The 20323-nt window shown below is 58.3% G+C and carries 19 protein-coding genes; 15 read left to right on the top strand and 4 right to left on the bottom strand.

Annotation, left to right across the window (positions count from 1 at the left end; all coding sequences use genetic code 11):
• Nucleotides 1-304 precede the first annotated feature (304 nt).
• From fadB to RYA97_RS23210, 6 genes are all read left to right on the top strand, one after another.
• A complete protein-coding gene (gene fadB / locus RYA97_RS23235; protein WP_005744460.1) occupies nt 305-2470 on the top strand; it encodes a fatty acid oxidation complex subunit alpha FadB in 2166 nt (721 codons plus the stop codon).
• Nucleotides 2471-2474: 4 nt separating this feature from the next.
• Nucleotides 2475-3650, top strand: a complete 1176-nt coding sequence (gene fadA / locus RYA97_RS23230; RefSeq protein WP_004656895.1) for an acetyl-CoA C-acyltransferase FadA — start codon at nt 2475-2477, stop codon at nt 3648-3650.
• Between the two features lie 105 nt (nt 3651-3755).
• Nucleotides 3756-3992, top strand: coding sequence for a DUF1653 domain-containing protein (locus tag RYA97_RS23225; protein WP_005732650.1), 237 nt, complete (start codon nt 3756-3758; stop codon nt 3990-3992).
• Nucleotides 3993-4106: 114 nt separating this feature from the next.
• The gene (gene topA, locus RYA97_RS23220; protein ID WP_005744458.1) at nt 4107-6719 is read left to right on the top strand and encodes a type I DNA topoisomerase; all 2613 of its coding nucleotides are present in this window, start codon (nt 4107-4109) and stop codon (nt 6717-6719) included.
• Nucleotides 6720-6841: 122 nt separating this feature from the next.
• A complete protein-coding gene (locus RYA97_RS23215; protein WP_316893185.1) occupies nt 6842-7363 on the top strand; it encodes a DUF6586 family protein in 522 nt (173 codons plus the stop codon).
• A gap of 61 nt (nt 7364-7424) precedes the next feature.
• Nucleotides 7425-7658, top strand: coding sequence for a hypothetical protein (locus RYA97_RS23210; RefSeq protein ID WP_002554102.1), 234 nt, complete (start codon nt 7425-7427; stop codon nt 7656-7658).
• Nucleotides 7659-7674: 16 nt separating this feature from the next.
• On the opposite strand, the gene sulA is transcribed toward RYA97_RS23210, so the two are convergent.
• A complete protein-coding gene (sulA, locus tag RYA97_RS23205; protein ID WP_005780643.1) occupies nt 7675-8145 on the bottom strand; it encodes an SOS-induced cell division inhibitor SulA in 471 nt (156 codons plus the stop codon).
• 9 nt (nt 8146-8154) lie between these two features.
• Nucleotides 8155-8763, bottom strand: a complete 609-nt coding sequence (lexA, locus tag RYA97_RS23200) for a transcriptional repressor LexA (RefSeq protein ID WP_002554100.1) — start codon at nt 8761-8763, stop codon at nt 8155-8157.
• A 258-nt stretch (nt 8764-9021) separates the two neighbouring features.
• Here lexA and psrA point away from each other — a divergent pair, with 258 nt between their 5' ends.
• From psrA to RYA97_RS23185, 3 genes are all read left to right on the top strand, one after another.
• A complete protein-coding gene (psrA, locus tag RYA97_RS23195) occupies nt 9022-9738 on the top strand; it encodes a transcriptional regulator PsrA (protein WP_004665746.1) in 717 nt (238 codons plus the stop codon).
• 114 nt (nt 9739-9852) lie between these two features.
• Entirely contained in the window at nt 9853-10851 is a 999-nt protein-coding gene (nagZ, locus tag RYA97_RS23190; RefSeq protein ID WP_170947350.1) for a beta-N-acetylhexosaminidase, read from the top strand.
• A gap of 9 nt (nt 10852-10860) precedes the next feature.
• On the top strand, nt 10861-11601 hold the full coding sequence (locus RYA97_RS23185) for an S-methyl-5'-thioinosine phosphorylase (RefSeq protein ID WP_002554097.1): 741 nt from the start codon (nt 10861-10863) through the stop codon (nt 11599-11601).
• A gap of 1 nt (nt 11602) precedes the next feature.
• Here the strand turns inward: RYA97_RS23185 and RYA97_RS23180 are convergent, their stop codons facing one another.
• Complete coding sequence (locus RYA97_RS23180) at nt 11603-12142, bottom strand: cytochrome b (protein ID WP_004656874.1); 540 nt, start codon at nt 12140-12142, stop codon at nt 11603-11605.
• Nucleotides 12143-12358: 216 nt separating this feature from the next.
• Here RYA97_RS23180 and RYA97_RS23175 point away from each other — a divergent pair, with 216 nt between their 5' ends.
• Genes RYA97_RS23175 through RYA97_RS23165 form a run of 3 tightly spaced genes read left to right on the top strand, consistent with a single transcriptional unit; the run spans nt 12359 to nt 15386 of the window.
• Nucleotides 12359-13144 carry an endonuclease/exonuclease/phosphatase family protein gene (locus tag RYA97_RS23175; protein ID WP_002554095.1) on the top strand — a complete coding sequence of 262 codons (786 nt, stop codon included), beginning with the start codon at nt 12359-12361 and terminating at the stop codon, nt 13142-13144.
• Nucleotides 13141-14391, top strand: coding sequence for a cardiolipin synthase ClsB (clsB, locus tag RYA97_RS23170; RefSeq protein ID WP_002554094.1), 1251 nt, complete (start codon nt 13141-13143; stop codon nt 14389-14391). Before RYA97_RS23175 ends, clsB begins: the two co-directional genes overlap by 4 nt.
• The gene (locus tag RYA97_RS23165; RefSeq protein WP_005744453.1) at nt 14388-15386 is read left to right on the top strand and encodes a lysylphosphatidylglycerol synthase domain-containing protein; all 999 of its coding nucleotides are present in this window, start codon (nt 14388-14390) and stop codon (nt 15384-15386) included. Before clsB ends, RYA97_RS23165 begins: the two co-directional genes overlap by 4 nt.
• 19 nt (nt 15387-15405) lie before the next feature.
• On the opposite strand, the gene RYA97_RS23160 is transcribed toward RYA97_RS23165, so the two are convergent.
• On the bottom strand, nt 15406-16314 hold the full coding sequence (locus RYA97_RS23160; RefSeq protein ID WP_002554092.1) for a MurR/RpiR family transcriptional regulator: 909 nt from the start codon (nt 16312-16314) through the stop codon (nt 15406-15408).
• 292 nt (nt 16315-16606) lie between these two features.
• Between RYA97_RS23160 and RYA97_RS23155 the strand changes: the two genes are divergently transcribed.
• The 3 genes from RYA97_RS23155 to iolB are packed head-to-tail and all read left to right on the top strand — an operon-like array spanning nt 16607 to nt 20319.
• Nucleotides 16607-18544 carry a bifunctional 5-dehydro-2-deoxygluconokinase/5-dehydro-2-deoxyphosphogluconate aldolase gene (locus tag RYA97_RS23155; RefSeq protein ID WP_005744452.1) on the top strand — a complete coding sequence of 646 codons (1938 nt, stop codon included), beginning with the start codon at nt 16607-16609 and terminating at the stop codon, nt 18542-18544.
• A gap of 46 nt (nt 18545-18590) precedes the next feature.
• Nucleotides 18591-19496 (top strand): myo-inosose-2 dehydratase, encoded by a 906-nt coding sequence (gene iolE, locus RYA97_RS23150; protein ID WP_005744451.1) that lies wholly within the window; start codon nt 18591-18593, stop codon nt 19494-19496.
• 13 nt (nt 19497-19509) lie between these two features.
• Nucleotides 19510-20319 carry a 5-deoxy-glucuronate isomerase gene (gene iolB / locus RYA97_RS23145; protein WP_005744450.1) on the top strand — a complete coding sequence of 270 codons (810 nt, stop codon included), beginning with the start codon at nt 19510-19512 and terminating at the stop codon, nt 20317-20319.
• The last annotated feature ends 4 nt before the right edge of the window (nt 20320-20323 follow it).

The following is a 20323-nucleotide window of genomic DNA, read 5'->3' as shown; positions in this document are numbered from 1 at the left end:
GATGGCGGATCGCACACAGGCGTGGGCATTATGGAGTGCCTGCATATTCCCGCGAAAACGAATATTTTCGAGTGTTTAGTCGAATTGACAATCTCTCGGTTATGCCTGATGGTGTGCGTACCCAAATCAAACGGGCGTATGAAATGATCGTTTGGTCGTCAGAAGGCTCTGACAGAATCCTGGCTACCACGTCGCGGCGGGTAAACGTGTGATTTGGCGAGTTCATCGACGGCGACGTCGTAGCCCCGTCGGACATTAATGTCCGGCGGGTATTGTTCAGCTTCCATATTGTGGAGATCAGTTGATGATTTACGAAGGTAAAGCCATCACGGTTAAGGCTCTTGAAAGTGGCATCGTCGAATTGAATTTCGATCTCAAGGGTGAGTCCGTCAACAAGTTCAACCGCCTCACCCTCAATGAATTGCGTCAGGCAGTCGATGCAATCAAGGCCGATGCCTCGGTCAAGGGCGTGATCGTCAGCAGTGGCAAGGACGTGTTCATCGTCGGTGCCGACATCACCGAGTTCGTCGACAACTTCAAGTTGCCGGAAGCCGAACTGGTTGCGGGCAATCTGCAAGCCAACAGGATTTTCAGCGATTTCGAAGATCTGGGCGTGCCCACCGTTGTCGCTATTAACGGCATTGCGCTGGGCGGCGGTCTGGAAATGTGCCTGGCCGCAGACTATCGGGTCATCTCCAGCAGTGCTCGCATCGGTCTGCCCGAAGTCAAGCTGGGCCTATACCCTGGTTTCGGCGGTACTGTGCGTTTGCCGCGCATCATCGGTGCTGACAACGCAATCGAATGGATCGCGTCAGGCAAGGAAAGCTCCGCAGAGGATGCTCTGAAGGTTGGTGCCGTTGATGCGGTAGTTGCACCCGAGAAGCTTCAGGCCGCGGCCCTTGACCTGATTCAGCGCGCCATTTCCGGCGAGTTCGACTACAAGGCCAAGCGCCAGCCCAAGCTGGACAAGCTCAAGCTCAATGCCATCGAGCAAATGATGGCATTCGAAACCGCCAAAGGTTTTGTCGCAGGTCAGGCCGGACCGAACTATCCGGCACCGGTCGAGGCCATCAAGACCATCCAGAAAGCCGCCAATTTCGGTCGTGACAAGGCGCTGGAAGTCGAAGCCGCCGGTTTCGTGAAAATGGCCAAGACATCTGCTGCGCAGAGCCTTATCGGCCTGTTTCTGAACGATCAGGAACTGAAAAAGAAAGCCAAGGGCTACGACGCAGTCGCCAAGGATGTGAAACAGGCCGCCGTACTGGGCGCCGGGATCATGGGCGGCGGCATTGCCTATCAGTCGGCAGTCAAGGGCACGCCGATCCTGATGAAGGATATCCGCGAAGAAGCCATTCAACTGGGTCTGAACGAAGCCTCCAAACTGCTTGGTGGTCGTCTGGAAAAAGGCCGTCTGACTGCGGCGAAGATGGCCGAAGCGCTTAACGCGATTCGTCCTACGCTTTCCTACGGCGATTTCGGCAACGTCGACCTGGTGGTCGAAGCGGTTGTCGAAAACCCGAAGGTCAAGCAGGCGGTACTGGCCGAAGTCGAAGCCAACGTGGGTGAGCACACCGTTCTGGCGTCCAACACTTCGACCATCTCGATCAGCTTGCTGGCCAAGGCCCTCAAGCGTCCGGAAAACTTCGTCGGCATGCACTTCTTCAACCCGGTGCACATGATGCCGCTGGTGGAAGTGATCCGTGGCGAGAAGTCCAGCGAAGAAGCGGTCGCCACGACCGTTGCCTACGCCAGAAAAATGGGCAAGAACCCGATTGTGGTCAACGACTGCCCGGGCTTTCTGGTCAACCGCGTACTGTTTCCGTACTTCGGCGGTTTTGCCAGGCTGGTCAGCGCAGGCGTGGATTTCGTTCGCATCGACAAGGTCATGGAGAAATTCGGCTGGCCGATGGGGCCTGCCTACCTGATGGACGTTGTCGGTATCGACACCGGCCACCATGGCCGTGATGTCATGGCCGAAGGTTTCCCTGACCGGATGAAGGATGATCGCCGCTCTGCAGTTGACGCGCTGTACGAAGCCAATCGTCTGGGGCAGAAGAACGGCAAGGGTTTCTACGCCTACGAGACCGACAAGAAGGGCAAGCCCAAGAAGGTCAATGACCCGGCTGTGCTGGATGTGCTCAAGCCGATCGTCTACGAACAGCGTGAAGTGAGCGATGAAGACATCATCAACTGGATGATGATCCCGTTGTGCCTGGAAACGGTTCGCTGCCTGGAAGACGGCATCGTCGAAACCGCTGCCGAAGCCGACATGGGCCTGATCTACGGTATTGGTTTCCCTCCATTCCGTGGCGGTGCGCTGCGCTACATCGACTCCATCGGTGTTGCCGAATTCGTTGCCCTGGCTGACCAATACGCCGAGCTGGGTGCCCTGTATCAACCGACCGCGAAGCTGCGTGAAATGGCCAGTAAAGGCCAGAGCTTCTTCGGTCAAGCGTCTTCCGAGGAATGAACGAATGAGCCTTAATCCAAGAGACGTCGTGATTGTCGACTTCGGTCGTACCCCGATGGGTCGCTCCAAGGGCGGCATGCACCGCAACACCCGCGCTGAAGACATGTCCGCGCATTTGATCAGCAAATTGCTCGAGCGCAACAACAAGGTTGATCCGGCTGAAGTCGAGGACGTGATCTGGGGCTGTGTCAACCAGACCCTGGAGCAGGGCTGGAACATCGCGCGCATGGCGTCATTGCTGACCCAGATCCCGCACACTTCGGCTGCGCAGACAGTAAGCCGTCTGTGTGGTTCGTCCATGAGCGCGCTGCACACCGCTGCGCAGGCGATCATGACCAACAACGGTGACGTGTTCGTCATCGGTGGTGTGGAGCACATGGGCCACGTCAGCATGATGCATGGCGTGGACCCGAACCCGCACATGTCCCTGCACGCTGCCAAAGCCTCCGGAATGATGGGCCTGACCGCTGAAATGCTCGGCAAAATGCATGGCATCACCCGCGAGCAGCAGGATGCCTTCGGCCTGCGTTCCCACCAGTTGGCCCACAAGGCGACGCTGGAAGGCAAGTTCAAGGATGAGATCATCCCGATGCAGGGGTATGACGAGAACGGCTTCCTCAAGGTCTTTGACTACGATGAGACCATTCGTCCGGACACCACCCTGGAAAGTCTCGCCGCGCTCAAGCCGGCGTTCAATCCAAAAGGTGGCACCGTGACTGCCGGTACGTCCTCGCAGATCACTGACGGTGCGTCGTGCATGATTGTCATGTCGGCGCAACGCGCCCAGGACCTCGGTATCCAGCCTCTGGCGGTGATTCGCTCGATGGCCGTGGCCGGTGTCGACCCAGCGATCATGGGCTATGGTCCGGTTCCGGCAACTCAGAAAGCGCTCAAGCGTGCAGGCCTGACGATCGCCGATATCGACTTCATCGAGCTCAACGAAGCCTTCGCTGCACAGGCCTTGCCGGTGTTGAAAGATTTGAAAGTGCTCGACAAGATGAACGAGAAGGTTAACCTGCACGGCGGCGCCATCGCTCTGGGTCATCCGTTTGGGTGTTCCGGCGCGCGCATCTCCGGCACCTTGCTCAATGTCATGAAGCAAAATGGCGGCACCTTCGGTGTGTCTACCATGTGTATTGGTCTGGGGCAGGGCATCGCGACCGTTTTCGAACGCGTCTGATTCCTGTGTGTGATGCGAGCCGGGGCTTGGTGCCCCGGCTTTTGTTTTTTGAAAAAAAGGTTTCTTCAGCCAAATTTTTTGAACGTGTTACAAGAGGACCGCAGCATGCAACTGCAACCAGGGCTCTATCGCCATTACAAAGGCCCGCAGTACCGGGTTTTCAGTGTTGCCAGGCATTCCGAAACCGAAGAGGAAGTCGTGTTCTATCAGGCTCTGTACGGCGATTTCGGGATGTGGGTGCGTCCCTTGAGCATGTTTCTGGAGTCGGTCGAGGTTGACGGCGAGCACGTCCCGCGCTTTGCTCTGGTTGAGGCTGAACCCAGCCTGTTTTCACCAATGTGAGAAGGAATTGCACAACAGGCTGTGCTTGACCTCACCTTGTAGCCACTATATATAGCGTGGCCTTTACAAGCTCCTCACTGTCTTTCATCTAGTTATTCAGGAATTTTCTGATCCATGGGCAAATCGCTGGTCATCGTGGAATCCCCGGCTAAGGCCAAGACCATCAACAAGTATTTGGGCAACCAGTACGTGGTGAAGTCGAGTATCGGCCATATCCGAGACCTGCCCACCAGCGGTTCGGCTAGTGCCGCCAAAGACCCTGCCGCCAAGCGTGGCAAGGCTGCTGCGGGCGAGGGCCCGGTACTGACGCCTAAAGAAAAGGCGCAGCGCCAGCTGGTCTCGCGCATGGGAGTCGATCCGGAACATGGCTGGAAGGCCAAGTACGAGATCCTTCCTGGCAAGGAAAAGGTCATTGAAGAGCTGCGCAAGCTCGCCAAGGATGCCGACACCATCTATCTCGCGACGGACTTGGACCGCGAAGGGGAAGCCATTGCCTGGCACCTGCGCGAAGCCATCGGCGGGGATGACAGCCGCTACAAGCGCGTGGTGTTCAACGAGATCACCAAGAAAGCCATTCAGGAAGCGTTTTCCAAGCCAGGCGAGCTGGACATTGCCCGGGTCAACGCTCAGCAGGCGCGTCGTTTCCTTGACCGCGTCGTAGGCTACATGGTCTCGCCGCTGCTCTGGCAGAAAGTGGCCCGTGGTTTGTCTGCCGGTCGTGTGCAGTCGGTTGCGGTGAAGCTGGTGGTGGAGCGTGAGCGTGAAATTCGCGCGTTCAACCCTGAAGAATACTGGGAAATCCACGCCGATCTGGGCACCGCCAAAGGCGCCAATGTGCGGTTCGAAGTGGCGCGTGAAAACGGCGAAGCGTTCAAGCCGCTGAACGAAACCCAGGCCATGGCGGCCCTTGAAAAGCTCAAGGCGTCCAGCTACAGCATCGTCAAGCGTGAAGACAAGCCGACCAGCAGCAAGCCATCGGCGCCGTTCATCACCTCGACCCTGCAGCAGGCGGCGAGCAATCGCCTGGGCTTCGGCGTCAAGAAGACCATGATGATGGCACAGCGCTTGTATGAGGCTGGCTACATCACTTATATGCGTACCGACTCGACCAACCTGTCGGCCGACGCGGTAAGCATGGCGCGTGACTACATCGAAACCGAGTTCGGCAAGAAGTACCTGCCGGAATCGCCTAACGTCTACAGCAGCAAGGAAGGTGCGCAAGAGGCTCACGAAGCGATTCGACCTTCCGACGTCAACACCCACCCGAGCAAGCTTGCCGGGATGGAGCGTGACGCCGAGCGCCTTTACGAGTTGATCTGGCGCCAGTTCGTGGCTTGCCAGATGCTGCCTGCACAATACCTGTCGACCACTGTCACGGTCGCAGCAAGCGACTTCGAGCTGCGCGCCAAGGGCCGCATCCTCAAGTTCGACGGCTATACCCGTGCGTTGCCACAGATGGCCAAGCCGGGCGATGACGACGTTCTGCCGGACATGGCGCAGGGCGAAGCGCTGAAGCTGAACAAGCTCGACCCCAGCCAGCACTTCACCAAGCCGCCAGCGCGTTATTCCGAAGCCAGTCTGGTCAAGGAAATGGAAAAGCGCGGTATCGGTCGCCCGTCGACCTACGCCGCGATCATTTCGACCATTCAGGACCGTGGCTACGTGGCGCTGCACAATCGCCGCTTCTACTCGGAAAAAATGGGCGACATCGTCACCGGACGTCTGTCCGAAAGCTTTTCCAACCTGATGGACTATGGCTTTACCGCCGGGATGGAAGAAAACCTCGACGACGTGGCTCAGGGTGAGCGCGACTGGAAAAACGTCCTGGACGAGTTCTACGGTGATTTCCGTAAAAAGCTCGACGTGGCCGAGGCCGCTGATGGCGGCATGCGTGCCAACCAGCCGGTGATGACCGATATCCCGTGCAAGGTATGCGGCCGCCCGATGCAGATTCGCACCGCCTCGACTGGTGTGTTTCTGGGTTGCTCCGGCTACAGCCTGCCGCCCAAGGAACGCTGCAAGGCGACTGTCAATCTGACCCCCGGCGACGAAATTGCCGACGATGACGAGGGCGAGTCCGAGTCGCGGGTTCTGCGCGGCAAACATCGCTGCCCGATCTGTAGCACGGCGATGGACGCGTATTTGCTCGACGAAAAGCACAAACTGCACATTTGCGGCAACAACCCCGATTGCACAGGTTACGAGATCGAGGAAGGTACTTACCGGATCAAAGGCTACGAAGGCCCGAGTCTGGAATGCGACAAGTGCGGCAGCGAAATGCAGCTCAAGACCGGTCGTTTCGGCAAGTTCTTCGGCTGTACCAATCCGGAGTGCAAGAACACCCGCAAACTGCTGAAAAGCGGCGACGCAGCACCACCGAAGATGGACCCGGTGAAGATGCCGGAGCTCAAGTGCGACAAGGTCGACGACACCTACATTCTGCGTGACGGCGCTTCGGGCCTGTTCCTGGCTGCCAGCCAGTTCCCGAAAAACCGTGAAACCCGTGCCCCGCTGGTTATCGAGATCGCGCCGCACAAGGACGAAATCGATCCCAAGTACCACTTCCTTTGCGAAGCGCCGAAGAAGGATCCGGACGGTCGTCCAGCAGTGATCCGTTACAGTCGCAAGACCAAAGAGCAGTATGTCCAGACCGAAGTAGAGGGCAAGCCTACGGGCTGGCGTGCGTTCTACGACGGCAGCGCCTGGAAGGTTGAAGACAAGCGTTGATCGCAAGCGCCCGACGCAAACATGTCGGGCGCTGTTTTCGACAGGCACGGCCTGCGGTGCCAGACTGATCCGGCGCCACAGGCTATGCTGTTCTGTATCCCATTGTTATGGAGAGTCTCGCCATGGCTCATGAGCTCTATACCCGTACCAACCAGAAGATCTATTTCGCAGGGCTTGCGCTCGAAGCGTTGGGGAAGGCGGAGAAGGGGCAGGCGGTGAACGCGCCTGCATTGTTGCAGGCCGAGCGTGAGTCCGCCTTGTTTCATCTGTATGGCGCGCTGCTCGGCTTGTGCCACGAGATCGCGGGGTTCTACCGACTGCCCCAGGCCGGCTCGCGTCGTGCGGAGGACTTGTTGACTCAGGAAGTGCTGAACGCCATAGCAATTCCCGAAATGGCCGAGTTGGTTGAGCTTGCCCAGAACCGCCAGACATGGCTGGCTCAGTTGCTGACGGCCTATAACGCGTTGTATGAGCCGCCGCGTGCACCGAAAAAGCTCAAGGGTGACGTCACACAGCCGATGATACAGGCTGTGAACCTGGACGCTGAGCCGGAGTCTGAACTGACACGTGAATATCTCGAAAACTGGCGTCAGCAACTCAAAGGGTTGGCCATCCGTTTTCGTGAAGGCCTGAGCGAGTGCTGAAAACCAATGAAGTGCAGGCTGGCAGGCTGTTACAATGCCCGCCTCTTGCGGAGTAACTGTAATGCCTACCTCTTTCCTGGAAATTGTCGAACTGCCTGACGGACGTATTGAACTGCGTCGTGCCGATGACGAGGGTTCTCTGGTGACGCTTGATTTCTCTGCGGATGCCAAAGCGTTCATGCAAGGTCAGCATGTTGAAGTCGCCAAGGCCATGTTGAGTGTGGGCGTACAGATGGCTGGCCGTCTGGCTGAGGGCGAAGTCGAGAAGGATGACGTGCCCCACGTCCTGCACTGATCGACGACCGGGCTTTTTAGCCCAGCCGGATGTTCAGGCTCTGTGCTTCCCCGATTTTTGCAGCACTGATCAATTGCTGACGCGCTGCGGCGCCAAGTGGATTGATCCAGCTCACAACCGTATGGCTACGGCCAAGTCTGAGTGCTTCGCGAGTCAGCTCCAGTACACTTTGTGTGCCGCGCGGCTGCAGTAGCAGAATCCGTTCCCTGTTGAGTCCTGCATCGCGCAACCAGGTCTGGGTCAGGCTTGAGGGTGGCGCAATCAGCGTCAGCCAGCGTGCGTCGATTTCTTCGCTCAGTTCCCGAAGGATAGGGGCCAGAAGGTTCAGGCAGTTCCCGGCGGCGCCGCGCAAAGACAGTTCACTGAAGAGTTCTGGCTCGTTGCCCCAGGGTGTTTCGACTGCATCGGCAAGCAGCGGGGCGATGGGCTGAGCCAGAAACGCCTCGAACAGTGGCAATTGTGAATGCGGTGCTTGATGGAACTGCATAACGCCTCCTTAGCGGCGAATGACGCCGACGCTCAAACCTTCGATCACCAGCTCCTGATCCTTGAGATCGACCTCGATAGGGGCAAAATCAGGGTTTTCAGCCAGCAGCCAGACTTTGCTGCCTTCACGCTTGAAACGCTTGACGGTGACTTCGTCGCCGATCCGGGCAACTACGATCTGGCCGTTACGTGCTTCGCGAGTGGTGTGCACCGCCAACAGGTCGCCATCCAGAATCCCGACGTCCTTCATACTCATGCCGTGAACGCGCAGCAGGTAGTTGGCGCTGGGGTGGAAAAAGGAAGGGTTGATGTTGCAGGACTCTTCGATATGTTGCTGAGCCAGAATCGGCGCGCCAGCTGCTACGCGACCAATGACCGGCAGGCTGCTTTCATCCGGCCGTGCTTCAAAGCCGGGAATGCGGATGCCGCGTGAGGCACCAGGGGTCATTTCGATGGCGCCTTTGCGAGCCAATGCCTTAAGGTGTTCTTCCGCTGCGTTGGGCGATTTGAAACCCAGCTCCTGGGCTATTTCCGCACGTGTAGGTGGAAAGCCGTTGTCTTCCAGGCAGCGTTTGATGAAGCCCAGGATTTCAGCCTGGCGTGGCGTCAGTTTGATCATGATGGGCGCTCTGGCTTTTTATACAGTGACTGGGATTATATACAGTGAACGCGCGTTGGCAATCATCCTTTTTACTTTCGCTGCCAGGCGGTGCGATGTGTGGTTGCGAAGCCTTGCGTCAAAAAGCGCTGCATAAGCTGTCTATTGTCATTTAACATCCAGTTTCGTGACTGTTCAGCCACAAAATGAACGGGTCCGCTTGACAAACGGGGCGCCTGATACGTATGTTTCAAACGTTCGTTTGTTAGGCAGAGAGCCATGGCCCAGTCGGAAACCGTTGAACGCATTCTTGATGCTGCCGAGCAGTTATTCGCAGAAAAGGGGTTTGCTGAAACCTCCTTGCGTCTCATCACCAGCAAGGCTTCGGTCAATCTGGCTGCGGTGAACTATCACTTCGGTTCGAAAAAGGCGCTGATTCAGGCGGTGTTCTCACGTTTTCTCGGCCCGTTCTGCATCAGTCTCGATCGCGAGCTGGAGCGTCGCCAGGCAAAACCCGAACACAAGCCGAGCCTGGAAGAACTGCTGGAGATCCTCGTCGAGCAGGCGCTTGTCGTGCAACCGCGAAGCGGTAACGACCTGTCGATCTTCATGCGTCTTTTAGGGCTTGCCTTCAGTCAGAGTCAGGGACACCTGCGCCGTTATCTTGAAGACATGTACGGTAAGGTGTTCCGTCGTTACATGACACTGGTCAACGAAGCCGCCCCCCGTATTCCGCCTATCGAGCTGTTCTGGCGCGTGCACTTCATGCTTGGTGCCGCTGCATTCAGCATGTCCGGCATCAAGGCCTTGCGCGCGATTGCCGAAACCGATTTTGGCGTCAATACCTCCATCGAGCAGGTCATGCGCCTGATGGTGCCGTTTCTGGCCGCAGGCATGCGTGCCGACACCGGCGTCAGTGACCCGACAATGATCGCCGCTCAACTCAGGCCGCGTAGCAAGAGCAGCACCGGCACGCCTGCGGTAGCCAAGGCCTGACCCGCAAAGCCTTAATGTACCGGCGCATCGCATTGCGTCAGGCTTCAGGATCAAGCACCATGCCCGGATTGCAAATGGGCACTGGTGTGTAAGGGTTTTTCTATGAGTTCTGGCCTGCAAGGCTCCCTGATGGTCGATGTCGCCGGCACCTGGCTGACCAGCGAAGACCGTCAGTTTCTGCGTCAGCCCGAAGTGGGCGGTTTGATTATCTTTGCCCGAAACATCGAGCATCCCCGTCAGGTTCGTGAACTGAGTGCGGCAATTCGCGCCGTTCGCCCGGACTTGCTGCTGGCAGTGGATCAGGAGGGCGGCAGGGTCCAGCGCCTGCGGCAGGGGTTCGTGCGTCTACCGCCGATGCGCGCCATTGCCGACAAGCCAGATGCTGTGCTGCTGGCCGAGCATTGCGGCTGGCTGATGGCCACCGAAGTATTGGCTGTCGGCCTGGACCTGAGTTTTGCTCCGGTGCTGGACCTGGACTACCAGCGCAGCGCGGTCGTCGGGACGCGTTCGTTTGAGGGCGACCCGGAGCGTGCGGCGCTGCTGGCAGGGGCGTTTATTCGTGGCATGAACGCGGCTGGCATGGCTGCGACCGGCAAGCATTTCCCTGGCCACGGCTGGGCCGAAGCCGACTCTCACGTGGCTATCCCGAATGACGAGCGCAGTCTGGAACAGATTCGCGCCAGCGATCTGGTGCCGTTCGCACGCCTGAGCCGACAGCTCGCTGCAGTGATGCCTGCTCATGTCATTTACCCGAAAGTCGATTCGCAGCCTGCCGGTTTCTCCAAGCGCTGGCTGCAAGACATCCTGCGCGACGAACTGAAATTTGACGGTGTTATTTTCAGCGATGATCTGTCGATGGCCGGTGCCCATGTGGTCGGTGATGCCGCCAGCCGTATCGAGGCTGCGCTGACGGCGGGTTGCGACATGGGGCTGGTATGTAATGACCGCGCTGCGGCAGAGCTGGCCCTCGGTGCGGCCCAGCGCCTGAAAGTCAGGCCTTCGCCGCGCATCGCGCGTATGCGCGGTCAGGCATCAGCCAGTACTGATTATCGGCAACACCCGCGCTGGCAGGCCGCGCTTCAGGCCCTGCGCGCTGCTCAACTGATCGATTAAGGATTTGCGATGACTGTTTACGCGATTATTGGTGGGACTGGCCTGACCCAGCTGGAAGGCCTGAACATTCGGCAGTCCTTGCCGATGAACACGCCTTATGGCGCACCTTCCGGCGAAATCCAGATCGGCGATTATGCCGGTCGCGAAGTGATGTTTTTGGCGCGGCATGGCCATCCGCACCGTTTGCCACCGCATCAGGTCAACTACCGGGCCAACATCTGGGCCTTGAAGCAGGCTGGTGCCGAAGCGATTCTGGCGGTCAATGCGGTAGGTGGCATACATCCAGCGATGGGCACCGGGCACTTTTGCGTGCCGCATGATCTGGTCGACTACACCAGCGGTCGCCAGCACACGTTCTTTGCCGATGATCTGGAAGAGGTCACGCACATCGACTTCAGCTATCCCTACAGCGAAGCGTTACGGGCGCGGCTGGTTGCAGCACTGGCCGCTGAAGGGTGCGAGTTCTCTGATCGGGGTGTCTATGCCTGTACTCAGGGGCCGCGCCTGGAGACGGTCGCCGAAATCATCCGCCTTGAGCGTGATGGCTGCGACATCGTCGGCATGACTGGTATGCCCGAGGCCGCTCTGGCCCGTGAGCTGGAGCTGGAATATGCCTGCCTGGCGCTGGTTGTCAATCCGGCAGCGGGCAAGTCGACCACTGTCATAACCATGGCAGAAATCGAACAGGCCCTGCGCGATGGTATGGGCAAGGTAAAAGCCACGCTCGCCCGGGTTCTGTCAGCCTCCTGACTTACAGCATGCGCTTGAGGGTATTGTCCTTGCGCACAAGGTGATGCCAGAGCGCGGCGACTACGTGCAGGGCGATGACGTAATAGAAGATCGAGCCCAGCAACTTGTGCACATCTTCGAACGTTTCGGCCCTGCGATCCGAGGTCGGCAGGGGCCAGGGTATCTGCAGGTCGGTGAGGGGAATGGGTAACGCGCCTTTTTCCACCATCACCGTCAGCAGACCCAATAAAGGCTGAGCGAACAGGAACGCATACAGCGCGTAATGCGTAAGTGTCGCGGCTAAGCGCAACGCGCCTTCAAGCGGCGGCGTTATGCCGGGCGGACGATGCCGTCGACGTTCGGCGACGCGGAAAAACGCCATGGCCAGAATCACAATCCCCACCCAGAAATGGCTCTGCACGACCAGTGTGCGGTATTCAGAACCCTTGCCAAACTGACTGCGGCTCAGAATCAGGGTATACGCCAGCACAATCAGTATGGCCATGACCCAGTGCAGCCATCTGGCTCGTGCGGTGTAGCGTTGAGAAGTCGGTGCATCCACGGTTGGATTCCTTGTCGCTTTTTTACAGGTCCGGTAAGCAGTTTAGGCAGTTGCCGGGATCCTGCGTTTCATTTGTACGCGTTTTTTTCAGCGTCAGATCAGTGCCATTGAATATGCCCGACTGAATATGGCAAATACGCAGCACAGGCGACACGGGACGGAACCTGTGCCGATGGGTGGCTTCATATGACGTGAATATTCACCCGGGAGCGAGTCTTGACCAGTGCCAATCCGCCTGTCGGCCCAGCAACGCCAGTGTCCGCCAGTGTTTCATTGAATGTACTGACCATGAACATGCACATGGGCTTTGGCATTTTCAATCGCCGCTTCATTTTGCCGGAGTTGCGTGAGGCTGTGCGTACTGTATCGGCCGATATCGTGTTTCTTCAGGAAGTGCACGGCGAGCACCAGAGCCATGCGCGCAGCGTCAAGGACTGGCCGACGATTTCCCAGTACGAGTTCCTCGCCGACAGCATGTGGAACGACTTTGCCTATGGTCGTAATGCGGTGTACCCGGATGGCGATCACGGTAACGCGCTGCTGTCCAAGTACCCGATCATCCAGCACGAGAACCTCGACATTTCCATTCATGGCACCGAGCAGCGCGGTTTGCTGCACTGCATCCTGGAGGTGCCATACGCCGGTCGGGTGCATGCGGTGTGTGTTCACTTGGGCTTGCGTGAAAGCCATCGACGTCAGCAGCTCAACCTGCTCGCCGAGCTGATGGAGCGTCTTCCCGAGGGTGAGCCGGTGATCGTTGCCGGTGATTTCAATGACTGGCGTCAGCGCGCCGATGCTTTGCTGGAGGGCACCGGGTTGCACGAGGTTTTTGTCGAGCGCTTCGGCGCGCCGGCCAAAAGCTTTCCGGCCCGCTGGCCGTTGCTCCGGCTGGACCGGATTTATGTCCGCAACGCGACTTCCCACAGGCCGAAAGTATTGTCCAGCCGCCCGTGGTCTCATCTTTCCGATCATGCACCGCTGGCGGTGGAGTTGACCTTATGAGTAATACGACAGGGCAGTGGTGTGATGGCAACTCGGTAGAGCTGCTGATCAACGGTGAAGACTTCTACGCCCGGGTGTTCGAGTGCATACGGGCCGCGCGCAAAGAGGTGTTGATCGAGACTTTCATCATCTTTGAAGACCGGATTGGCGAGGGCTTGCAACAGGCGTTGCTCCAAGCTGCGGCCAACGGCGCGAAAGTGGTTGTCACGGTAGATGACTACGGGACATCGGACCTGAGTTCGGTGTTTGTCAAAACCATGATCGATGCCGGTATTCAGATTCAGCTGTTCGACCCGCGCCCGCGATTCATGGGTATGCGCACCAACCTGTTCCGCCGTCTGCACCGCAAGGTGGTCGTCATTGATGGCGAACTGGGCTTTATCGGCGGCATCAACTACAGCGTCGATCACATGACTGACACGGGGGTGACGGCCAAACAGGACTATGCCGTTCTGGTCCGTGGCCCGATTGTTGGCGATATTCACCACAGCGCGTTGAACATGCTCAGCAAGGTCGTTCGTGACAAATTGCCGCCCATTGCACTGAAGCTGGACCGCGCCGGTGACGCCAGTATGCTGCTCGCCGAGCGCGACAATGACGAGCACAGTACCGATATCGAAGAGCAGTACCTTGAGGCGATTCGCGCTGCGAAGCAACGGATCACCCTGGCCAACGCGTATTTTTATCCCAGCTACCGCTTTCTGCGTGAGCTGCGCAATGCATCACGGCGGGGCGTCAAGGTCACCCTGATTTTGCAAGGTCAGCCCGACATGCCGTTCGTGCGGGTCTGCTCGCGGCTGACCTACACCTACCTGCTGCGCGACGGCGTGGTCATTCACGAGTACAAGCAACGTGCATTGCACGGCAAGGTCGCGCTGATCGATCAGGACTGGTCCACCGTGGGCTCCAGCAATCTCGACCCGCTGAGCTTGGCGCTGAACCTGGAAGCCAATCTGTTCATCCGTGATCGCGGACTCAATGAGCATCTGCAAAACCATCTGATGGAGCTTGCCGCTGCGCACAGTAAGCAGATGAGCCTCAAGGGCGCGGCGCGCGGCCAGTGGTGGCGTGCGCCGATGATCGTTTTAAGCTTCTTTTTCCTGCGGCGTTTTCCGGCCATTGCCGGCCTGTTCCCGGTTCACGGTGTGCGCCTCAAGCCGTTACGGGCCGGTGACGTGGTGCCGGAAGCGAAAGTCATCGAACAGCAACAGAACAACCACGAGATGGACCAGGAGAAAACTTCATGACTCAGGCCGCAAATGCAGCGCCGCGAAGTGCGCAGGGAGCCAAATGGAAATGGGCAAAGCGGATATTCAATCTGTTTTTCTTCATTGCTGTCCCGGTCCTGTTGTTTCTGCTGGTCAAGAACCTTGACTGGCAAGAGGTCAAGCAGGCGCTGTCGTCCTACAAGGCCAGCACTCTGGCCATTGCCGCTGTTGTGGCCTTTGCCAGTTACGCAACCTATTGCGGTTTTGACATACTGGCGCGGTATTACACCCGCCACACATTGTCGATCAAGCAGATCGTGCCTGTGACCTTTGTCTGCTACGCATTCAACCTCAATCTCAGTTCATGGGTTGGCGGCATCGCCTTGCGTTACCGGTTGTATTCCCGGTTGGGGCTGGACGTGTCGACCATCACCCGGATTCTGAGCCTCAGCCTGATTACCAACTGGCTGGGCTACATGCTGCTGGCCGGTTTCGTGTTTTCGATGCGTTTTCTGGAGTTGCCAGAGGAATGGTCGATCGGCACCACGACCCTGCAATTGATCGGTTTCGGACTGTTGGCCGTGTGTTTTGCCTACCTGTTGGCCTGCCGGTTTTCCAAAAAGCGCTCATGGACCGTTCGTGATCAGGAATTCAATCTACCGTCGATGAAGCAGGCCTTGATGCAGGCCAGCCTGGGGGCTCTGAACTGGTCGCTGATGGCTGCGGTGATTTACACGCTGCTGCCCGACAAGGCGTTTTACCCGGCGATTCTCGGTGTGTTGCTGATCAGCAGCATCGCGGGTGTCATTACTCACATTCCAGCCGGGCTGGGCGTGCTTGAGACTGTATTCATTACCTTGCTGGCTCACCAGTTCTCCAAGGGCAGTCTGCTGGCAGCTCTGATCGGCTACCGCGCCATTTACTTCCTGCTGCCGCTGTTGATTGCATTGGTGGTGTATCTGGTGCTGGAAAAACGCGCGAAGAAAATGGGCCAGAAGAACCAGCAGCGAATGGGGCAGGAAGCGAAGACCTGAGGGCCGGGAATCTCAGCCCTCAATCATCAAACCCGACCTGCTCGTGGATCTCGTCGACTTTCAGCTCCAGCCGATACGCCACTGCAATGAATAGTGCCTGGCACAGGCACAGGGTGGCGCTCAGCGAGCGGAAGGCGAACGAGCTGCCTTCATTGACCAGCAACACCGAGTTAGCACGCTTGGCCAGCGGCGACAGATTGCTGTCGGTGATGATCAGCGTCTTGGCCTGATGATGCTGGGCGATGCGCAGGCAATGCTGGGTTTCCTTGCCGTAGGGCGTGAAGCTGATGGCAATCACCAGATCGTTGGCACGCACGCTGCGCATCTGCTCTCGATAGCTGCCCCCCAGGCCCGATATCAAGTGAATACGCTTGTTGGTGTGTTGCAGGTTGTAGACCAGATAATCCGCCACGGCAAATGAGCGGCGCACACCCACCACGTAGATATTGTCGGCGTTGACCACCAGATCTACAGCCTTTTCGAACTCATCGTCGTCCAGCTCTGCACTCAAACGCTCCAGCCCGGAGAGCGTTGCGCTCACGCATTCGCGTGCCAGATCACCCGAGTGGGCCTTCTGAGACTTATTGGCGATCATGCTGCGGATTCGTTGCTGGTAGTTCTGCACCGGCGTGGTCTTGTGCGTGTAAGCCTCGCGAAACAACGCCTGCATCTCACTGAAGCCGCTAAACCCGAAACGCTGGGAAAAGCGCACGATGGCCGAGGGGTGGACTTCGCACTCGCGGGCAATGTCACTGATCCGGTCAACCATGATCCGGTCGCTCTGCTGGCTCATATAGCTGGCGATGCGCTTGAGCTGACGCGGTAAACCGTCGTACTCATCAGTGATCAGCCTTAGCAGGCCTTCGGCATTGGTCGGCGGCATGTCGACGCTCGTCTCGGGCAGAGTGGGCTGATCGGCGCGGGTCATATTCAAATCCTTTCTACTTGTTCTTTCAGGGCAATTTCTTACAGAGCAACATCTTTCAAGGTAACGCAGTTGTGTGCCCGACGATGGAGGCTGCCTTGGGCCGGGACGACTATAGCTTACCCGTCTGTGCATTGTGCCAGCACTTGAATAGCGGTATGGAAAAAATATTCCACTAAAAATAATTATAGAATAAATATTGATTGATGAGGCTCGACGTTTTACGCTGCATTCACAAAGCAGCGTGTACACATGATGCAGGCGCTGCAGGCTGATAAAAATAACAGGAGCCACCATGGGCCAGACACGCTTTGCCACTGGGCGTCAGTTGGATCTGATCTGCCTCGGACGCCTGGGCGTCGATCTTTATGCGCAACAAGTAGGTGCGCGGCTGGAAGACGTTTCCAGTTTCGCCAAATACCTGGGCGGCTCATCGGCCAATATCGCATTCGGTACTGCCAGGCTGGGGCTCAGGTCGGCCATGCTGAGCAGGGTAGGTGATGACCATATGGGTCGCTTCCTGGTCGAGTCGCTGGCCCGCGAAGGCTGTGATGTCAGCGCTATCAAGCGCGATCCCGAGCGCCTGACCGCCATGGTGTTGCTGGGGCTGAAAGACCGTGAAACGTTCCCCCTGGTGTTCTACCGCGAAAATTGCGCCGACATGGCTTTGCGCGCCGAGGACATCGACGAACAGCAGATCGCGTCGAGCAAGGCGCTGCTGATCACCGGCACGCATTTTTCTACCGATCAAGTGTTCAAGGCCAGCAGCCAGGCGCTCGACTACGCCGAAAAGCACGACGTCAAACGCGTGCTGGATATTGATTATCGCCCGGTGCTTTGGGGCCTGGCGGCCAAGGCTGATGGCGAGACACGTTTTGTTGCCGATCAGAAGGTCAGTCAGCATGTGCAGCGCATCCTGCCGCGTTTTGACCTGATTGTCGGTACTGAAGAAGAATTTCAGATTGCCGGCGGCTCTACCGATTTGCTCACTGCCCTGCGTACCGTGCGCGAACTGACGGCCGCGACGCTTGTGGTCAAGCTCGGCCCGCAAGGTTGCACAGTGATTCACGGTGCGATTCCTGCGCGGCTTGAAGACGGCGCAATCTACCCCGGCGTGCGGGTTGAAGTGCTCAACGTGCTGGGCGCTGGCGATGCGTTCATGTCCGGTTTTCTCAGCGGCTGGCTCAAGGATGCCAGCGACGAGCGCTGCTGCCAGCTGGCCAATGCCTGTGGCGGGCTGGTGGTATCGCGCCATGCCTGCGCGCCTGCGATGCCGACGCCTGCCGAACTGGATTACCTGTTCAGCAGCCCGCACCCCATTACCCGGCCTGATCAGGATGTTGTCCTGCAACGGCTGCATCAGGTCAGCGTGCCACGCAAGCAGTGGCGGCAGTTGTTCATCTTCGCCTTCGATCATCGCGGCCAACTGGTCGAGCTGGCCCAACAGGCCGGGCGCGACCTGAGCAGCATCAGCCAGCTCAAGCAACTGTTCGTGCAGGCGGTTGAGCGGGTCGAAGCCGGCCTGCGCCAGCGTGGCATCGAAGCCGATGTCGGGCTGCTCGCCGATCAGCGCTTTGGTCAGGATTCACTTAACGCTGCGACCGGTCGCGGTTGGTGGGTGGCGCGTCCGGTGGAAGTGCAGGGTTCAAGACCCCTGGCGTTCGAGCATGGCCGCTCCATCGGCAGCAATCTGCTCGCCTGGCCGCAAGAGCAGATCATCAAGTGCCTGGTGCAATATCACCCCGATGACGAGCCCATGCTGCGTCTGGAACAGGAAGCGCAGATCAAGGCGCTCTACGACGCGTCAAAAGTCAGTGGTCACGAACTGCTGCTGGAAATCATTCCACCCAAGGATCACCCCTCGTCTCATCCTGACGTGATGGTCCGGTCGCTGAAGCGTTTGTACAACCTGGGCATCTACCCGGCGTGGTGGAAGATCGAGGCGCAGAGCGCGCAGGTCTGGCAGCAGCTGGACGAGTTGATCCAGCAGCGCGATCCGTATTGCCGTGGCGTGGTACTGCTCGGGCTCAATGCGCCTGTCGAAGACCTCGCTGCCGGTTTTGCCGAAGCACGACACAGCCGCGTCTGCCAGGGTTTTGCCGTCGGCCGGACCATATTTCGCGAGCCAAGCCGGGCCTGGATGGCCGGGGAAATAGACGATGCGGCGCTGGTCAGTCGGGTGCAGAGCACCTTCAACTGGTTGATCGAGTCCTGGCGCGAAAGCCGCGCCTGACTCTTTCTTGATCTGACGTCGCGATAACAACAAAAAAGGTGCAGCCATGCCCGTTTCCATTTCCACACCCAGGATCCGCATCGGCATCAACCCGATCTCCTGGAGCAACGATGACTTGCCGGCCCTCGGCGGAGAGACGCCACTGAGCACAGCCTTGAGCGAAGGCAAAGCCATTGGTTACGAGGGCTTCGAGCTCAACGGCAAATTTCCGAAAGATGCCAAGGGCGTCGGCGATGTGCTGCGGCCCTATGATCTGGCGCTGGTTTCCGGCTGGTATTCAAGCCATTTGGCGCGGCGCTCGGTGGCCGAAGAAATCGAAGCCATTACCCCGCATGTGCAATTGCTCGCCGAGAATGGCGCTTCGGTACTGGTGTACGGTGAGGTGGCTGACTCGATTCAGGGGCAGCGCATTCCGTTGGTTGAACGACCGCGTTTTCACACCGATGCAGCCTGGCTTGAATATGCCGAAAAACTCACCGAACTGGCGCGTTTCACCCTGTCCCGAGGGGTACGCCTGGCGTATCACCACCACATGGGCGCTTACGTCGAGTCGCCACAGGATATTGATCGGCTGATGACACTGGCCGGCAAGGAAGTCGGACTGCTGTTCGATTCGGGGCATTGTTACATGGGCGGCGGCGAGCCTTTGCAGGTGCTGAGCAAGCACATCGAGCGTGTCTGCCATGTGCATTTCAAGGATGTGCGCAAACCTGTGGTGCAACTGGCGCGCAACAATCTCTGGAGCTTTCCGGACTGCATCATCAATGGCACGTTCACGGTGCCAGGCGACGGTGATATCGACTTTTCTGCGCTGCTCAAGGTGTTGTTGCAAGCCAGCTACAGCGGCTGGCTGGTGGTCGAGGCCGAACAGGACCCAGCGGTAGCGCCGAGTTATGTGTATGCCAAAAAGGGCTATGACACCTTGCGCCAACTGCTGGCCGATGCGCAATAAGGAGGATTGAACCATGAATCTGCTGACCAAGAGCAAACCCCAGGGCCGTGACATCGTGGCGCTGGCGCCCGGCTCGCTCGAGTACGTGAACTTTGCCGCCTACCGACTGGAGGGCGGTGAGCGCCTGCCTCTCGCTGCAGAAGAAAACGAACTGTGCGTGGTCTTGCTGGCCGGGCACGCCAGCGTGAATGGCGAAGCACCGGGGCAGGGCGCTTTCAGTTGGGAAAACATCGGCGACCGGCAATCGGTGTTCGAGGAAAAATCGCCGTTTGCGGTCTACCTGCCACCGCATAGTCAGGCAGAGTTCGTTGCGCGTGGGCCGCTGCATCTGGCCGTATGCACGGCGCCGGGCGATGCGGGCAAACAGCTTGCGGCGCGGCTGATCATGCCGGGCAGCATGAAACGCAGCGTACGTGGCAAAGGGGCCAACACCCGTTACGTGTGCGACATTCTGCCGGACAGTGAACCGGCGCATTCGCTGCTGGTGGTCGAGGTACGGACTCCTTCGGGACATTCGTCCAGCTACCCGCCGCACAAGCACGACCGGGACAATCTGCCCCACGAGAGCTTTCTCGAAGAGACCTACTACCACCAGGTCAACCCGCCGCAGGGTTTCGTTTTCCAGCGGGTTTACACCGACGACCGCAGTATCGATCAGGCCATGGCCGTGGAAAACAATGATCTGGTGACAGTGCCCAAAGGCTATCACCCGGTGTCTGTGCCCTACGGTTACGAATCGTATTACCTGAACGTGATGGCCGGTCCGACACGCGCCTGGCAGTTCCACAACGACCCGCAGCACAGCTGGCTGCTGGATCTTTGATTTC

It is taken from the genome of Pseudomonas syringae group sp. 26L6 (assembly GCF_032587815.1).
Lineage (GTDB): Bacteria > Pseudomonadota > Gammaproteobacteria > Pseudomonadales > Pseudomonadaceae > Aquipseudomonas > Aquipseudomonas amygdali.
The sequence above is the reverse complement of the archived record's forward strand: the minus strand, read 5'-3'. Positions and strand labels throughout refer to the sequence as shown.

What these genes read in the sequence shown, in the direction of transcription:
- fadB (WP_005744460.1), top strand. Translation starts at nt 305, where the DNA reads ATGATTTACGAAGGTAAAGCCATCACGGTTAAGGCTCTTGAAAGTGGC.
- fadA (WP_004656895.1), top strand. Translation starts at nt 2,475, where the DNA reads ATGAGCCTTAATCCAAGAGACGTCGTGATTGTCGACTTCGGTCGTACC.
- RYA97_RS23225 (WP_005732650.1), top strand. Translation starts at nt 3,756, where the DNA reads ATGCAACTGCAACCAGGGCTCTATCGCCATTACAAAGGCCCGCAGTAC.
- topA (WP_005744458.1), top strand. Translation starts at nt 4,107, where the DNA reads ATGGGCAAATCGCTGGTCATCGTGGAATCCCCGGCTAAGGCCAAGACC.
- RYA97_RS23215 (WP_316893185.1), top strand. Translation starts at nt 6,842, where the DNA reads ATGGCTCATGAGCTCTATACCCGTACCAACCAGAAGATCTATTTCGCA.
- RYA97_RS23210 (WP_002554102.1), top strand. Translation starts at nt 7,425, where the DNA reads ATGCCTACCTCTTTCCTGGAAATTGTCGAACTGCCTGACGGACGTATT.
- sulA (WP_005780643.1), bottom strand. Translation starts at nt 8,145, where the DNA reads ATGCAGTTCCATCAAGCACCGCATTCACAATTGCCACTGTTCGAGGCG.
- lexA (WP_002554100.1), bottom strand. Translation starts at nt 8,763, where the DNA reads ATGATCAAACTGACGCCACGCCAGGCTGAAATCCTGGGCTTCATCAAA.
- psrA (WP_004665746.1), top strand. Translation starts at nt 9,022, where the DNA reads ATGGCCCAGTCGGAAACCGTTGAACGCATTCTTGATGCTGCCGAGCAG.
- RYA97_RS23185 (WP_002554097.1), top strand. Translation starts at nt 10,861, where the DNA reads ATGACTGTTTACGCGATTATTGGTGGGACTGGCCTGACCCAGCTGGAA.
- clsB (WP_002554094.1), top strand. Translation starts at nt 13,141, where the DNA reads ATGAGTAATACGACAGGGCAGTGGTGTGATGGCAACTCGGTAGAGCTG.
- RYA97_RS23165 (WP_005744453.1), top strand. Translation starts at nt 14,388, where the DNA reads ATGACTCAGGCCGCAAATGCAGCGCCGCGAAGTGCGCAGGGAGCCAAA.
- RYA97_RS23160 (WP_002554092.1), bottom strand. Translation starts at nt 16,314, where the DNA reads ATGACCCGCGCCGATCAGCCCACTCTGCCCGAGACGAGCGTCGACATG.
- RYA97_RS23155 (WP_005744452.1), top strand. Translation starts at nt 16,607, where the DNA reads ATGGGCCAGACACGCTTTGCCACTGGGCGTCAGTTGGATCTGATCTGC.
- iolE (WP_005744451.1), top strand. Translation starts at nt 18,591, where the DNA reads ATGCCCGTTTCCATTTCCACACCCAGGATCCGCATCGGCATCAACCCG.
- iolB (WP_005744450.1), top strand. Translation starts at nt 19,510, where the DNA reads ATGAATCTGCTGACCAAGAGCAAACCCCAGGGCCGTGACATCGTGGCG.